Source organism: Aquabacterium sp., assembly GCF_044226965.1.
In the GTDB taxonomy this organism is placed as follows: Bacteria; Pseudomonadota; Gammaproteobacteria; order Burkholderiales; family Burkholderiaceae_C; genus Pseudaquabacterium.
Genome location: NZ_JBGAGA010000036.1, coordinates 1 through 15,173, shown reverse-complemented (window position 1 = coordinate 15,173; position 15,173 = coordinate 1). Strand labels below are relative to the sequence as shown.

At 71.5% G+C, this 15,173-nt stretch carries 13 protein-coding genes and 1 pseudogene; 11 read left to right on the top strand and 3 right to left on the bottom strand.

The window, feature by feature from the left end; genetic code table 11:
* Nucleotides 1-10 precede the first annotated feature (10 nt).
* From ACILR4_RS16685 to ACILR4_RS16650, 8 genes and pseudogenes are all read left to right on the top strand, one after another.
* Nucleotides 11-733, top strand: coding sequence for a DUF1028 domain-containing protein (locus tag ACILR4_RS16685; protein ID WP_395701984.1), 723 nt, complete (start codon nucleotides 11-13; stop codon nucleotides 731-733).
* A 30-nt stretch (nucleotides 734-763) separates the two neighbouring features.
* Complete coding sequence (locus ACILR4_RS16680; RefSeq protein WP_395701983.1) at nucleotides 764-2,290, top strand: ABC transporter substrate-binding protein; 1,527 nt, start codon at nucleotides 764-766, stop codon at nucleotides 2,288-2,290.
* Between the two features lie 10 nt (nucleotides 2,291-2,300).
* Nucleotides 2,301-2,750, top strand: coding sequence for a GNAT family N-acetyltransferase (locus tag ACILR4_RS16675; protein ID WP_395701982.1), 450 nt, complete (start codon nucleotides 2,301-2,303; stop codon nucleotides 2,748-2,750).
* Between the two features lie 18 nt (nucleotides 2,751-2,768).
* Nucleotides 2,769-3,710: an ABC transporter permease gene (locus tag ACILR4_RS16670; protein WP_395701981.1), complete on the top strand. Its 942-nt coding sequence runs from the start codon at nucleotides 2,769-2,771 to the stop codon at nucleotides 3,708-3,710.
* 519 nt (nucleotides 3,711-4,229) lie between these two features.
* Nucleotides 4,230-5,126 carry an ABC transporter permease gene (locus ACILR4_RS16665; RefSeq protein WP_395701980.1) on the top strand — a complete coding sequence of 299 codons (897 nt, stop codon included), beginning with the start codon at nucleotides 4,230-4,232 and terminating at the stop codon, nucleotides 5,124-5,126.
* Nucleotides 5,127-5,133: 7 nt separating this feature from the next.
* Nucleotides 5,134-6,294 (top strand): MFS transporter, encoded by a 1,161-nt coding sequence (locus tag ACILR4_RS16660; protein WP_395701979.1) that lies wholly within the window; start codon nucleotides 5,134-5,136, stop codon nucleotides 6,292-6,294.
* A 158-nt stretch (nucleotides 6,295-6,452) separates the two neighbouring features.
* Nucleotides 6,453-9,242, top strand: a complete 2,790-nt coding sequence (locus tag ACILR4_RS16655; protein ID WP_395701978.1) for an aminotransferase class V-fold PLP-dependent enzyme — start codon at nucleotides 6,453-6,455, stop codon at nucleotides 9,240-9,242.
* A 10-nt stretch (nucleotides 9,243-9,252) separates the two neighbouring features.
* A pseudogene (locus ACILR4_RS16650) lies at nucleotides 9,253-9,660 on the top strand (chlorhexidine efflux transporter); the annotation flags it as partial.
* Between the two features lie 27 nt (nucleotides 9,661-9,687).
* On the opposite strand, the gene ACILR4_RS16645 reads toward ACILR4_RS16650, so the two are convergent.
* Complete coding sequence (locus ACILR4_RS16645; RefSeq protein WP_395701977.1) at nucleotides 9,688-10,290, bottom strand: Crp/Fnr family transcriptional regulator; 603 nt, start codon at nucleotides 10,288-10,290, stop codon at nucleotides 9,688-9,690.
* A gap of 86 nt (nucleotides 10,291-10,376) precedes the next feature.
* Between ACILR4_RS16645 and ACILR4_RS16640 the strand changes: the two genes are divergently transcribed.
* Nucleotides 10,377-10,880: a hypothetical protein gene (locus ACILR4_RS16640; protein ID WP_395701976.1), complete on the top strand. Its 504-nt coding sequence runs from the start codon at nucleotides 10,377-10,379 to the stop codon at nucleotides 10,878-10,880.
* Here ACILR4_RS16640 and arsA read toward each other — a convergent pair.
* A complete protein-coding gene (gene arsA / locus ACILR4_RS16635) occupies nucleotides 10,865-12,634 on the bottom strand; it encodes an arsenical pump-driving ATPase (protein WP_395701975.1) in 1,770 nt (589 codons plus the stop codon). The two genes, ACILR4_RS16640 and arsA, sit on opposite strands and share 16 nt — an antisense overlap.
* A gap of 16 nt (nucleotides 12,635-12,650) precedes the next feature.
* A complete protein-coding gene (gene arsD, locus ACILR4_RS16630; protein ID WP_395701974.1) occupies nucleotides 12,651-13,019 on the bottom strand; it encodes an arsenite efflux transporter metallochaperone ArsD in 369 nt (122 codons plus the stop codon).
* 512 nt (nucleotides 13,020-13,531) lie between these two features.
* Between arsD and ACILR4_RS16625 the strand changes: the two genes are divergently transcribed.
* Together ACILR4_RS16625 and ACILR4_RS16620 are read left to right on the top strand one after the other, a co-directional pair.
* Nucleotides 13,532-14,146: a DUF938 domain-containing protein gene (locus tag ACILR4_RS16625; RefSeq protein WP_395701973.1), complete on the top strand. Its 615-nt coding sequence runs from the start codon at nucleotides 13,532-13,534 to the stop codon at nucleotides 14,144-14,146.
* A gap of 2 nt (nucleotides 14,147-14,148) precedes the next feature.
* Nucleotides 14,149-14,655 carry a M48 family metallopeptidase gene (locus tag ACILR4_RS16620; RefSeq protein WP_395702026.1) on the top strand — a complete coding sequence of 169 codons (507 nt, stop codon included), beginning with the start codon at nucleotides 14,149-14,151 and terminating at the stop codon, nucleotides 14,653-14,655.
* Nucleotides 14,656-15,173 lie beyond the last annotated feature (518 nt).

Genomic DNA, 15,173 nt, shown 5'->3' with positions numbered 1-15,173 from the left:
TGGCCGACCCATGACCTGGTCGATCATCGCGCGGGACGAACAAGGCCGCTTCGGCATCGCGATCGCCAGCCGCTTCTTCGCGGTGGGCGCCCTGTGCGTGCATGCGCGCGGCGGTGTCGGCGCTTTATGCACGCAGGCGCTGATGAATCCCACCTACGGCCCGCGCGGCCTGGCGATGCTGGCCGAAGGCCGCAGCGCCGCGCAGGTGGTGGCCGCGCTCACCGGCTCGGACGCCGGCCGCAGCCAGCGCCAGCTGCACCTGCTGCCCGCGCGCGGCGCCGGCGCCGCGCACACCGGCGGCGACTGCATCGGCTGGTGCGGCCACTGGCAGCGCGAGGACTTCAGCGTGGCCGGCAACATGCTGGCCGGCGAGTCGGTGATCGTGGCCACCGCCGCGGCCTATGTCGCGCACAGCGACCTGCCGCTGGCCGAACGCCTGATCATGGCCATGCGCGCCGGCGAAGCCGAGGGCGGCGACAAGCGCGGCCGCCAGTCCGCCGCGCTGCGCATCCAGGGCGCGGAGGACTACCCCGAGCTGGACCTGCGCGCCGACGACCACCCGGACCCGCTGGGCGAGCTGCAGCGCCTGTACGCGGTGAGCCTGGAACGCTTCCAGCCCTTCATCGCCTGCCTGCCGCGGCGTGCCCAGCCGGCGGGCGAGCTCGACCGCGAACGCATCGAGCAGCACATCACCGAATTCCACGCGGCGCATCGCAAGGCGCCGAAGACCTAACACCCGATCAACGCGTCCAGGAGCGCTGCCATGTCCGTCCGAAAACTGCTGCTGATGTTGTGCTGCATGCTCGCGCCGCTGGGCGCCGCGGTGCAGGCGCAGACCCTGCCGGCCCTGCGGGTGGGCCTGGCCGAAGACCCCGACGTGCTCGACCCTACGCTGGCGCGCAGCTTCGTCGGCCGCGTGGTGTTCTCGGCGCTGTGCGACAAGCTGTTCGACGTCGACGAGAAGCTCAACATCGTGCCGCAGCTGGCCGAGAAGTACGAGTGGTCGGCCGACAGCAAGGCGCTGACGCTGAAGCTGCGCCCGGGTGTGCATTTCCACGACGGCGAGAAGTTCGACGCCGCCGCGGTGAAGTACAACATCGAGCGCCACAAGACGATGCCTGGCTCCAATCGCCGCGGCGAATTGGCGCCGGTGACCAGCGTCGACGTGGTCGACCCGATGACGGTGCGGCTGAACCTCTCGGCCCCGTTCTCGCCGCTGCTGGCCGCGCTGTCCGACCGCGCCGGCATGATGGTCTCGCCCAAGGCCGCGCAGGCCGCCGGCGACAAGTTCGGCGCGAAGCCGGTGTGCAGCGGGCCGTTCAAGTTCGTCGAGCGCGTGGCGCAGGACCGCATCGTGCTCGAACGCTTCGACGGCTACTGGAACAAGGCTGCGATCAACCTCGGCCGCATCACCTACCTGCCGATCCCGGATGCCACCGTGCGGCTGGCCAACCTGAAGTCGGGCCAGCTCGATTTCATCGAGCGCGTCGCGCCCTCGGACATCGAGAAGCTGCAGCAGGACAAGCGCTTCAAGGTCACCCGCATCACCGAGATCGGCTACCAGGGCATCACCATCAACGTCGGCAAGAGCGACAAGGCGCAGGCCACCCCGCTGGGCAAGGACGCCCGCGTGCGCGAGGCCTTCGAGCTCTCGCTGGACCGGCAGGGCCTGGCCCAGGTGGTGATGGACAACGAGGCCACGGTGGGCAACCAGTGGGTCGCGCCGAACAACGCCTACTACGCGAAGAACATGCCGGTACCCAAGCGCGACGTCGAGAAGGCCCGCGCGCTGCTGAAGGCCGCTGGCGTGCCCAACCCGAGCTTCACGCTGCTGACCGGCACCACGTCCGACGCGCAGCGCCTGGCGCTGGTGGTGCAAGCCATGGCCAAGGACGCCGGCTTCGACATCAAGATCCAGGCCGCCGAGTTCGCCACCTCGCTGAACATGGCCGACAAGGGCGACTTCGAAGCCTACGTGCTGGCCTGGAGCGGCCGGCCCGACCCCGACGGCAACCTCTACAGCTTCGACGCCTGCAAGCAGCCGCTGAACTACGCCGGCTACTGCGACGCCGAGACCGACAAGCTGCTGAACGCCTCGCGCACGACGCGCGACCCGGCCGAACGCAGGAAGCTCTTCGAGCAGATCGCCGCGCGCGTGCTGAAGGAGCGGCCCATCGTCTACCTGTACCACCGCAACTGGCTCTGGGCCTACACCAACAAGCTGGGCGGCGTGCGGCAGATTCCCGATGGGCTGCTGCGCGTGGGCGGCCTGAAGCTGGCAGCCAACTGATCGCGGCGGCATGACCAGCTACACCCTGATCACCGGCTACGAGCAGATGGACCTGCCGGCCGTGCACGCCTTCCTGGCCACCACCTACTGGTCGCCGAACGTGCCGTTCGAGGTCGTCGACCGCGCGGCACGGCATTCGCTGTGCTTCGGCCTGCGCGACGGCGCCGGCCAGCAGGTGGCCTACGCGCGGGTGGTGAGCGACCGCGCCACCTTCGCCTACCTGGCCGATGTCTACGTGCTGGAAGCGCACCGCGGCCGGGGCTTGTCGACGCAGTTGCTCGATGCCGTGTTCGCGCATCCGGACCTGCAGGGCCTGCGCCGCTTCATGCTGGCCACGCGTGACGCCCACGCGCTGTATGCGCGTTATGGCTTCACACCGCTGGCCAACCCGCCGCGCATGATGGAACGGCACCGCCCGGACGTGTACGCCACGGCGGCACCGGCCCCGGCCGGCCGCTGAACCGTCGGCACACCCCGCATGCGCGCGTTCCTCGTCAAGCGCCTGCTCACGCTGCTGCCGACGCTGCTGTTCGTCTCGATGCTGATCTTCGGCCTGCAGCAGCTGCTGCCGGGCGACCCGGCCAAGATCCTGGCCGGCGAGGAGCAGGACCCGGCGGTGGTCGCCCACCTGCGCGAGAAGCTGCACCTGGACGACCCGCTGCCGCTGCGCTATGCGCACTGGATGGGCGGGGTGCTGCGCGGCGACCTGGGCGATTCGCTGCGCATGCAGCAGCCGGTGGGGGAACTGGTGCTGCAGAAGCTGCCGGTCACGCTGGAGCTGGCCGTGCTGGCCTTCGCCATCGCGCTGGCCATCGGCATTCCGGCCGGCATCGCGTCGGCGGTGGGCCGCGGCCGCTGGTGGGACGCGCTGGCCAACGGCTTCGCGCTGTGGGGCATTTCCACGCCGAACTTCTGGCTCGGCATCCTGCTGATCATGCTGTTCTCGGTGCAACTGGGCTGGCTGCCGGCCTCGGGCTACGTGAGCCCGTTCGAGGACCTCAAGGCCAACCTGGCCGCGATGATCATGCCGGCCTTCGTGCTGGGCAACGCCATCAGCGCGGTGCTGATGCGCCACACCCGCGGCGCGATGCTGCAGGTGCTGTCGGCCGACTACGTGCGCACCGCGCGCTCGAAAGGCCTGCCCGAGCGCAGCGTGGTGCTGCGTCATGCGCTGCGCAATGCGCTGGTGCCCATCATCACGCTGGGCGCGCTGGAGTTCGGCACGCTGCTGTCGGGCGCGGTGCTCACCGAGCAGGTGTTCACGATCCCCGGCTTCGGCAAGCTGATCGTCGACGCGGTGTTCAACCGCGACTACGCGGTGGTGCAGGGCGTGGTGCTGGTGACGGCCACCACCTACATCACGCTGAACCTGCTGGCCGACCTGGCCTACTTCATCGTCAATCCGCGGCTGCGGGGTTAGTGCGATGCGGCGAATCGGGGTGCGGCACGAAGTAGGGCGTCGACTGCAGCGGAGGGCTGCTTGCGGTTCGAGGCGGTCGTTTGCTGGTTTGCTTTTGGTGAGAGCCTGCGCTTGCACAGGTGCCGGGTCCCGCCCCGGCGGGCGGGTCACTTTCTTCTGCGGGCCCAGAAGAAAGTCACCAAAGAAGAGGGCCTCGAACATCCGATCTGGCCTTGACGCTGCCATGGGCCTCCGGTTTTCCTTGGCTCTGGCAGCTCAATACCCCGAACCGACGGCCACCAGCGTGGCACGAACCAGGCCCTGGCAGCCGCTGGCATGCGGGTGCCGGCGCGCAGGGGATGCCAGAGCGGTGTACGCGCCACGTTGCAGCCCGACGGTTCGGGGTATTGAGCTGCCAGAGCGGCGGACAGGCGGAGGCTCTGGTCACCACTCCGCAAGAACGGGCCGAGAGCGAACGGCCTTGATCCGCGCTGTGCTGCGCCGCGCAGCACATCGAAGCCGAATGGAGACGATGGGCCGATGACCTCCACCAACCCGTTCGCCCAGCTGTCCACCGGCGCGGCCGCGTCCGGCGCCACCGCCGGCCCCTGGTACCGCGCGGCGATGAAGCTGCTGCGCCGGCGCAGCGCGCTGTTCGGCGCGGTGGTGGTGCTGGGCTTCGTGCTGCTGGCTTTGTTCGCCGGCGTGATCGCCAGTCACGATCCCATCGCCACCAGCTGGAGCGCGATCCGCAAGCCGCCCAGCGCCGAGCACTGGTTCGGCACCGACGAGATCGGCCGCGACGTGCTGGCCCGCGTGGTGTGGGGCACGCGCGCGTCGCTGATGGCCGGGCTGGTGTCGGTGTCGATCTCGCTGCTGCTGGGCGTGCCGATCGGCCTGGCCGCGGGCTTTCTCGGCGGCGCGGTCGACAGCCTGATCTCGCGCCTGACCGATGCCTTCCTGGCCTGCCCGTTCCTGATCCTGGCCATCGCGCTGGCGGCCTTCCTCGGCCCCAGCCTGAGCAACGCGATGGTCGCCATCGGCATTTCGGCCACGCCGGTGTTCGTGCGGCTCACGCGCGGGCAGGTGCTCAACGTCAAGGTCGAGGACTACATCGAGGCCGCGCGCGCCCTCGGCAACCCGCCCTGGCGCGTGGCGCTGCGCCACGTGCTGCCCAACATCGTCGGCCCGCTGATCGTGCAGGCCACGCTGGCGATTGCCGCGGCGGTGATCGCCGAGGCCAGCCTCTCGTTCCTGGGCCTGGGCCAGCAGCCGCCCGCGCCCAGCTGGGGCAGCATGCTGAACACCGCCAAGAACTACGTCGACAGCGCGCCGTGGATGGCGTTCTGGCCGGGCCTGGCGATCTTCCTGCTGGTGCTGTCGTTCAACCTGCTGGGGGATGGGCTGCGCGACGCGCTGGATCCGCGGCAGCTGTGAGTCGCGGATGTCGCTGCGCGATCGCCTGAGACTGCACCCCGATGTGCTCAAGCTCGGGGTGGTGAGCTTCCTGACCGACGTCAGCTCCGAGATGATCTTCGCGGTGTTCGCGGTCTTCTTCACCACGGTGGCCGGCGCGTCCACGGCGCTGCTGGGATGGGTCGAGGGTCTGGCGGACTTTGCGGCCTCGTCGCTCAACTACCTGGCCGGGTGGTTGTCGGATCGCAGCGGACGGCGCAAGGGGTTCGCGACCGCGGGCTATGCCTTCTCGACGCTGGCCAAGCTCGTGCTGCTGGTGTCGTCCTCGATCGTCGCGCTGAGCGTCTTTCGTGTCGTCGAGCGGCTGGGCAAGGGCTTTCGCGGCCCGCCCCGCGATGCCTGGCTGGCCTCGCTGGCCGACAAGGAGTCACGGGGCTTTGCCTACGGCGTGCACAAGGCCCTCGACAAGTCCGGCGCGGTGATCGGGCCGCTGCTGGCCTACGGGCTGCTGTCCTGGCGGGGCGAGTCGGCCAGCACCTACGCCACGCTGTTCCTGGTGGCCTTCGTGCCGGCGGTCCTGGGCGTGCTGGTGCTCGCGCGCATGCCCGACCAGCCGGGCGTCGTTCACGAGCGCGAGGGTGTGCGGCAGAACTGGCAGCACCTCACGCCAGCGTTCAAGCGCTTTCTCCTGCCGAGCGCGGTCTTTGGGCTGGCGTACTTCAGCCTGGGTTTCATTCTGCTCAAGGCGCATGCGCTGGGATTCGGCATCGCCGAGGTGGTGCTGTTGTATGCGCTGTTCAACGCCAGCTGCGTGATGGCAGCGCCCTGGGTCGGCCGGCTGGGCGACCGCATCGGGCGCCGCCGCATCGTCCTGCTCGGCTATGCCGCGTATGCAGGCATCAACCTGTGGCTGGTGTTCGCCAGCAGCCGCTGGGAGATCGGCGCCGTGTTCGTCGTCTACGGCCTCTTCTATGCCATCGACGAATCGCAGAGCAAGGCCTTCATCGCCGACCTCGAGCCCGAGCGGCGCGCCACGGCCGTGGGCGTCTACAACTTCGTGGTGGGCATGATGTACCTGCCGGCATCGCTGATCGCCGCGGCGTTCTGGGCCATCACGCCGAGTGCCGCGTTTGCGGCGTCCGCGCTGCTGTCGGTCGCGGCGATGGGCGCGCTGCTGCGCGCGCGCTGAGCGACCTGGGCGCGCGATGTGTTTTTGAAAACCTTTGGGGCCGTTTGGGGACGAGGCCGGGGTGCGCGAACGACAGTGCAGGCACCCGCCACCCCAGCACTGCGAGGACAGACATGTCGGCCCCATCGCTCGAACCTTCCGCGCAGGAGATGCGCCAGATGCTTGCCACGACAGGCGAGCGGGTCATCGCCTATCTCTCGAATCTCGGCCAGGAGATCGCGTCCAGTCCCGCCAGCCACCTCGCGGTGGCGCCGATGCCGATGCCGCCCGCGGCCGGGCAGCCGCTGGAGGCGCTGCTGGCCCACCTTTTCGACGAGGTCCTGCCGCCGGGCGTGAACACCGCCGGGCCGGGCTACCTGGGGTACGTGCCGGGGGGCGGCCTGTTCCAGTCGGCCCTGGGCGACTTCATCACCAAGTGCATCAACCGGCACGCCGGGCACGAGTCGATGGCGCCGGGACTCGTCCGCCTGGAGTGGAACGTCGTGCGCTGGTTGTGCAGCGTCCTCCAGATGCCGGACACCGCCGGCGGCGTGCTCACCACCGGTGGATCGATGTCGAACCTGATGGCCATCGTCGCGGCCCGTGTCGACCGGCTGCCGGAGAACTTCCTGTCCGGCGTGATCTACGTGTCGGACCAATGCCACCACTCGGTGCGCCGCGCGGCCCGCACCGCCGGGTTCCCCGGCGCGCAGATCCGCCGCCTGCCCACCGACGCCCGCTTTCGCCTTTCGCTGCCGCACCTGGCACAGGCCGTGCGGGCCGATCGCGCGGCGGGCCTGCAGCCCTTCATGGTGGTCGGCAATGCCGGCACGACCAACACCGGCGCGGTCGACGATCTGGACGGCCTGGCCGATCTGGCCCGCGACGAAGGCCTGTGGCTGCACGTCGACGGGGCCTACGGCGGCTTCTTCATGCTGACCGCCGACGGCCAGCGCGCGCTTGCGGGCATCGCGCGCGCCGACTCGGTGGCGCTGGACCCGCACAAGGGCCTGGGCCTGCCGTACGGCACGGGCTCGCTGGTCGTGCGCGATCGCGCGCTGCTGCGGCGCGCGTTCGGCGATCAGGAGCAGGCGGGCTACCTGCCAGCCCTGCAGGACGACGAGATCAACTTCTGCGACATGAGCCCCGAGCTCTCGCGCGAGATGCGTGGCGTGCGCCTGTGGCTGCCCCTGCAGCTCTGCGGGGTCGATGCGTTCGCGGCCCATCTCGACGAGAAGCTGCAGCTCGCCCGGCAGGCGGCGCGTGAGTTGCGGCAGGTTCCCGGGCTCGAGCTGATCGACGAACCGCAGCTCTCCACGGTCGCCTTCCGCCTCAGCGACATGCCCGATGCATCAGGAGACCTCGATGCCGACACCCGCGAGCTGCTGCGGCGGGTGAACCACCGTGGCAGCGTGTTCCTGTCCCCCACGACGCTCAACGGTCGCGTCTGGATCCGGCTGTGCGTGCTGAGTGTTCGCACGCACGAAGAGCATGTCGCGGTCGCGATCCGCGACATCCGCGCCGTGGCGGCCGAGATCATCGAAGGCCGCGCGCCGGTGGCGCCGCGCCGGGGCGACTCGATCTCCGCGCGCTTCGTCGACGTGGCGCAGGCCCATCCCAACGCCCCGGCACTGCGCACGTCGAAGGGCACGGTGACGTACCGGACCTTGCTGGCGCGCGCCTCGCGCCTGGCGATGGTGCTGCGCGATCGCGGCGTCGCCGCCGGCTTGCCGGTGGGCATCGCGCTGCCGGGCTCGGCGGACGCCGTCGTCGCGATGCTCGGTGTGCTGCTGGCCGGCGGGGCCTTCGTGACCATCGATCCGCTGCAGCCCGCCTGGCGGGTGCGGCAGATCGCGGACGACTGTGGCGCGCCCCTCATCCTGTGCCGCGACGCGGGCGCGCTGGAGGGGCTGCCTGCGTCGCGCCGCCTCGCCCTGGACAGCCTGCCCGAGCCTGCGGCCAACGCGCCCGCGCTGCCGGTGTTCGCGCAGGACCGCTTGCTCTGCGTCCTCCACGACGGCGCCGGCACGGGGCCTCTCCAGGCGGAGCGCTGTACGCATGCAGCCACGCTGCGGCGCCTGGAGAAGGACTGGCACGCCGCGCCGTTCGCGCCCGGCGAGGTGGTCACACTGCCGGCGTCGCTCAAGCGCGCCGATGACGTGGTGGCCTTGTTCTCGGGCCTGCTGCGTGGCATGCCGAGCACCATCGTCGATGCCCCGCCACCCGGGTCGCGCCCGCAGGTCGTGGCAGCCAGCACCGTCGACCCGCTCGTGCTGGCGCGCCTGGTCGCGCAATCGTTCGCGGCCCGCGAGCCGATGGCCGTGGCCACCGCGGTGACGGCGGACGAGTTCCTGGCCTTCGCCGTCCAGGTGGTCGCTGCCTGCGCAGGCTCGCCGCTGTCCTTCGTTTCATGCGACGCGGCCACCGGTGCCGTGACCGGCTTCTGCATGGCGGCAGATCTGCATCACGTCCCGGTCATCAGCGCCGCATCGCTTGCGCCTTCGCTGGGGCCGACGCTGGCGCTGCTGGACCAGCTGGGCCAGGCCTACGCGCAGCAGGGCGGCCCGGTGCGCAGCGGTGAGGTCGTGGAACTGGTGGTCACCGGCGTGCTGCCCGGCCAGTTTGGCTACGGGGTCGCCTCGATGCTGGAGAGGCGGTCCCTGGCGGCCGCGCGGGCGCTGGGCTTCCTGCGCGCCGTGACGATCTGCACGCACCGCGTCACGGCGCAGCTGGCCCAGCGCACCGGGTTCCGGCGCCTGTTCGCGCAGCCCTATGCGAGCTTCGAGTTCGACCGGCGCCGCGTCTTCGCGTCGATCAGCGATGCCCACGGCGAGGCGGCGGTCTACGAGCGAATGCTGGCCGAGGACCCGCACCCCCACCTGCACCGGCACGCGCCCAGGCCCGTCGCTGCAGCCGCTCGCTCGGCCCCGCCCACGCTGCGTGGCGACGCGCTGTGCTGCACGCGCTGAGGCGGTGGCCATGCCCGGCGCCATTCGCAACGCGCGCGAGCGCCTGCGCCAGACCCTGTGCTTCGAAGCCGGCGGCCTGCTGCTGGTGGCGCCGCTGTTCGCGCTGCTGGCGGGGCATGGCATGCGCGCTTCGTTCGCGCTGATCGCCGTGCTGACGCTGCTGGTGATGGGCTGGTCGGCGCTGTTCAACACCGCGTTCGATCTCGTCGAGCACAGGCTGAGCGGCCGTCTGGCGAGCGAGCGACCGCAGTGGCTGCGGGTGTTGCACGCGCTGCTGCACGAGGCCAGCGCCGCGGTCTTCACCTGGCCGACGATCGTGGCGATGACCGGTCTGTCATGGCGCGCGGCGCTGGCCGCCGACATCGGGCTCACCCTGGCTTATGCGCTGTATGCGTATGTCTTTCATCTCGTCTACGACGCCTGTCGGCCCGTCCCGGCCGCGCGCTCAACGGCCGCCGCGCAGCGTGATCGTCGTGGCGCGGCGCTCGATCACGCCCTGCTGCTCCATCGCGGCCAGGGTCCGGTACAGCGCTTCGTGCGTGAGCCCCAGCTCGGCCGCCAGGTCCTTCACCGACCCGCGCAGCGTGTACTGGTGCGCGAGGCCCTTGCCCTCGGTCAGCAGCAGGTGCCGCACGCGCTCGGCGGCCCCCTTCAGCGACAGCCGTTCGACGCGCGCCCGTGTCTGCCGCAGCTGCCGCGACAGGATGGCCACCCAGTGCATCGCGAACTCCGCATCGCGCTGCAGCAGCTCGCGCAGCGCCGATGAGGGAATCGAGGCCACGAGCGCCGGCTGCAGCACCTCGGCATCGCAGTGGTAGCGCTCGCTGTGCAGCGAGGCCTCGGCAAAGTACTCGCCGGCCAGCGCGGCATGGATGACCACCGCTTCGCCCTGCCGCCCGAAGCGGCTGAGCCGGACCTGGCCCTGCACCAGGAAGTGCACGTGGCGGGCCGCGGCGCCAGCCCGGAACACCCGATCGCCCGCCGCGAAGGACTGCTGCTGCGCCAGCGCCGCGAGCGCCTTCGGCAGCGGCGGGCTGGCGGCGCTCACGGCGATGTCATGGTGCTGTCCATATGATCGAAATCATAGGCCTGGCGCGGCGCCCGCGGCGAGCATGCGCATGCTCCGGAGGCATCTTGAACACCGCGACCCGACGAACCCTGGCCGCCCTGGCCCTTGTGTTGCCCACGCTGGCCCTGCCACAGACGCACCCGGCGGGTGGCCACGTACATCCTGCGGCCGGCCCCGCGCAGGACCCGGCCGCGGCGGCCGACCCGCGCCGGCCGGTGGCGTTTCCCGAGCCACTGCGCCGCCACACGCTGGCCAACATGCGCGACCACCTGCTGGCGCTTGGCGAGATGCAGGACGCGCTCGCGAAGGGCGAGTTCGACCGGGCGGCCGATGTCGCCGAGCAGCGGCTGGGCATGTCCTCGCTGAAGACCCATGGTGCGCACGAAGTCGCCCGCTACATGCCGCAGGGCATGCAGGACGCCGGCACGGCGATGCACCGCGCGGCCAGCCAGTTCGCCACCGTGGCCAAGGATGCGTCGGTCACCGGCGACCTGCGGCCGGCGCTGGCGGCCCTGGCGCGCGTGAACCAGGCCTGCGTGGCCTGCCATGCGGCCTATCGGCTGAATTGAGCGGCCTCGCCCGCCGTCAGCGCCAGCAGCGCCGCCACGCCGACCGGCGCCTCGCGCCGCCACGCCAGCAGCGCGCAGCGTGAGGCCGAGCACTCGCGGACATGCGCGATGAACGGCGCCTCGTAGGCGCCGCGCTGCTGCAGCACCGGGTCCTGCGTGCCGCTGGCCAGCAGGCTCTGGTTGATGACCCACGCGAAGGGCTCGATGCCCGCGCGCCGCAGGTCGGCCTGCAGCCGCTCGGCCTCGTGCACCGGCGTCGCCTCGGCCAGCGTGACGATCAGCACCCGCGTGAAGGCCGGGTCGCGCAGCCGGGGCAGCAGCGTGCGCACCGGCTCCGGCGTGTCGCCTTGCGTGCGGCTCACCTCGCGGTGGTAGGCCTCGGCCGAATCCATCAGCAGGATCGTGTGGCCGGTGGGCGCGGTGTCGAGCACGACGAAGGCGTCGCGGGCCTTGTCCACGGTCTCGGCGAACGCGCGGAACACCGCAATCTCCTCGGTGCAGGGCGAGCGCAGGTCTTCCTCCAGCATCGCCCGCGCCTGCGGGTCCAGGCCCGGGCCGGCCTTCGCCAGCACTTCGTGCCGGTAGCGCGCCACCTCGGCCGCGGGGTCGATGCGTTCGAGCGAGAGCCGCGGCACCGGCTCGTCGAGCGACCAGGCCAGGTGGGCCGCAGGATCGGTGGTCGACAACACGACGCGATGACCGCGCTGCGCCAGCGCGACGGCGACGGCCGCGGCGACGGTGGTCTTGCCCACGCCGCCCTTGCCCATCGTCATCACCAGGCCGTGGCCGGCAGCCTCGATCTCGTCCACCAGCGCGGCCAGGCCGTGGTCCGCTGCATCGGCGGTGGGCATGGCGGGCGCGGCCGGCGGCTCGGCCGGCGGGTGCAGGAAGGCTCGCAACGAGGCGAGGCCGACCATGCCGCGTGGAATGAACCCGGTGCGGCTGCACGGCAGGGCCGACAGGCCCGCGCTCATCTGCGCCGTCGCGGCCGCATGGCGCGAGGCCATCGCCCTTGCGACGGGATCGTCGGACGCCGCCTCGTAGACGCCGTTGAGCGCCAGCACCTGGCGGCGCACCCCGAGGTCGGCCAGCTCGTGGCGCGTGCGTTCCGCCTCGCGCAGCGCCGACACCTCGGGGCGGGCGACGAGCACCACCGTCGTCAGCGCGCCGTCGGCCAGCGCGCGCACGGCCGCGGCATAGGTGGCCCTGTTCTTCTCCAGGCCGGCCAGCGGACCGAGGCACGAGCTGCCCGTGGTGTTGGTCGCCAGGAACGTGTTCCACGCCGAGGGCAGCGACAGCAGCCGCAGCGTGTGGCCGGTGGGCGCGGTATCGAAGACGACATGGTCGAACGACGCGGTCACCGCGTTGCCGGCCAGCAGCTCGGCGAACGCATCGAAGGCCGCGATCTCGACGGTGCAGCCGCCGGAGAACTGCTCTTCCATGCTGCGGATCGCCGCGGCCGGCAGCACGCCGCGGTAGGGGCCGACCATGCGTTCGCGGTAAGCCGCCGCGGCGGCTTCGGGGTCGACGTTCAGCGCCTGCAGGCCCGGCACGCCGGCCACGGCGGTGGGGGTCGAGTTCAGCGGCGTCTCCAGCACCTCGTCGAGGTTCGAGGCCGGATCGGTGCTGACGAGCAGCACGCGCCGCCCGTGCTCGGCGAGCCGGACGGCGCAGGCGCAGGCCAGCGAAGTCTTGCCGACGCCGCCCTTGCCCGTGAAGAAGGCGAAGCGGGTCTCGATCTTGGGCAGGGCCATGCCAGCGACCGCGGGCTCAGTGGCACTGGCCCGGCGCGCAGCCGCAGTCGCCCAGCTTGATGCGCGGCTTGTCGGCCGTCGGAATGGGCAGGCCCAGCTTGCTCAGCAGCTGCGCCTTCGACGGGTAGACGCCGGTCGACACGATGTGACCGTCGATGGTGACGATCGGCAGCCGGTCCATGCCGGCGGCCATTTCCTTCACGACCTCGGCATGCGCGGCGAAGGCCGCGGGCGCGTGGCTGAGGCTGTGGCGCGCGATCTCGACGCCCTGCTGGGCCAGCGCCTGCAGGTCGGCATTGAACTGGATCAGCACCGGATCGACGCTGACACCGCACACGCCGGTGGGGCAGCACATCGCGGGTTCGAAGACTTCGAGTTTGCGCATCAGGATTCCTTGACGGACTGCGCCGATGTTGCGCTGGGGGCGGCCCGCGGCGTTTGCGCGCCCTCAAGTCGAAGGGCCTTGCACCCCACCTGCCGTGGGCTCGGGCCGTTCGCCCGAGCGCCCTCGGCGGCCGCCCGGGCCGAACCGTCAAGACTGCGCCCGCACGCAGCGCTGCCGCGCCCCCGGGCAGCGAGGCGCCGTTGAACGAGGCCGGCACGCTGCCGGTGTTGACGACCACCGCCACGTCCTGCAAGAGGTCGCCGAACGCGCCGCCCCGGCAGGCCCGCAGCGGCGCGGCCACGAAGCCCACGCTGCAGTCGACCGGTGCCAGCGCACCCTGGCCCAACAAGCTTCATCTCGGGGCTCCTGTTCGGCCATTCGGTTGCGGGTTCGTTCCCGTACGACCGGACGGCCTGGCGCCCGCGAACCGGACATCGCCGGCACAGCGCGCCGGCCGGCACCGCGCGACCGGCCGCGTGCCGCACTCGATAGACTGTCATGGGACACCCGCCATGACCGACGCCCCCCGCCGCCACAGTCCTGCCGCCGAGCGCAACGCGGCGCCCATCCTCGTGCAGCTGCAGCGCCTGCTGCCGGCTCGCGGCGTGCTGCTGGAAATCGCCAGCGGTACCGGCCAGCATGCGGCCCATTGCAGCGCAGGATTGCCCGGCTGGCGCTGGCTGCCGAGTGACTTCGACGCCAGCGCGTTGCCGTCCATCGCCGCCTGGTGCGCGAACCTGCCGCAGGTGGCAGCACCGGTCCAGCTGGACGTGCTGCAGCCCCACTGGCCCGGCGTGCCGGCCGTGGTGGACGCGATCTACTGCGCCAACATGCTCCACATCGCGCCCTGGGCCTGCTGCGGCGGGCTGATGCGCGGCGCGGCGCGCCATCTGGGGGCCGCCGGCCTGTTGATCACCTACGGCCCGTACCTCGAAGACGAGGTGCCCACGGCGCCGAGCAACCTGGCCTTCGACGCCGACCTGCGGGCGCGCGATCCGGCCTGGGGTCTGCGGCGCCTGGCCGACGTGGCGCAGCAGGCGGCGCTGGCCGGCCTCGCGCTGCGCGAGCGCGTGCCGATGCCGGCCAACAACCTGCTGCTGGTGTGGGGCCGGCCCGCGCCGGCGTGAACCTGAAGTACCTGCAGGGCTACGCGCCCGAGCTGCTGGCGCAGGTAGCCGCGATGATCGAGGCCGGCACGCTGGCGGCCGCCGTGGCACGGCGCCATCCCGAACCGCATGCGGTGCGCAGCGAGCGCGCCTTGTTCGAGTACGTCAACGCGCTGAAGGCGCGCCACCTGAAGAGCGCGCCGCCGTTGGCCAAGGTGGCCTACGACCCGAAGCTGAACCTGCTGAAGAACGTGCTGGGCACGCACACGCGCGTGTCGCGGGTGCAGGGCGCGCAGCTGAAGGCCAAGCGCGAGATCCGAATCGCCACCTTGTTCAAGGACGCGCCGGCCGACTTCCTGCGCATGATCGTCGTGCACGAGCTGGCGCACCTGAAGGAGCCTGAGCACGACCGCGCGTTCTACGCGCTGTGCGAGCACATGGAGCCGCACTACCACCGGCTCGAGTTCGACCTGCGCCTGTGGCTGACGGTGCGCGAGCTGGCGTCCGCGGGGGCCGACCCCGCCGCCTGACACCGCGCCACCGCCGCGCCACCGTCCGGTCGACGACAGCGACCGTTCCCGCCTAGGCGCGGACCCCTCGTCGCAATCGCCTGTGACGCAAAGTCCGGCGCCGCGACAGTGCAGCCATCGAAGACATCCCGTCGTCGATGCAACCCGAAGGAACTCACCATGAACACCCCTCAGCAAATGCCCTGTACCTGCACGCAATGCCCCGGCGCCGCCTGCACCTGCGGCTGCCAGCCCGCCGTCGCCCCGATGGCCTGCGCCTGCGGCCCGCAGTGCGCCTGTGGTCCGCAGTGCGCGTGCGGCGCGGGCGCCACCGGCGGCCAGTCATAAGGCCCGTCTCAACCCATCCCGCCACCCCCGACGGAGCCTGCCCGTGAACGCGTTCGTCCTCGCCTTTGCCGGCGGCATCGTCGGCGCCGTCCTGATGGACATCACCGAGACGCTGGCCGCCCGCGCCGGCCTGACCAGCGGCGTCAACGTCGCCCTCGTGGGTCGCTGGGCGCGAGGCCTGCTGCGCGGGC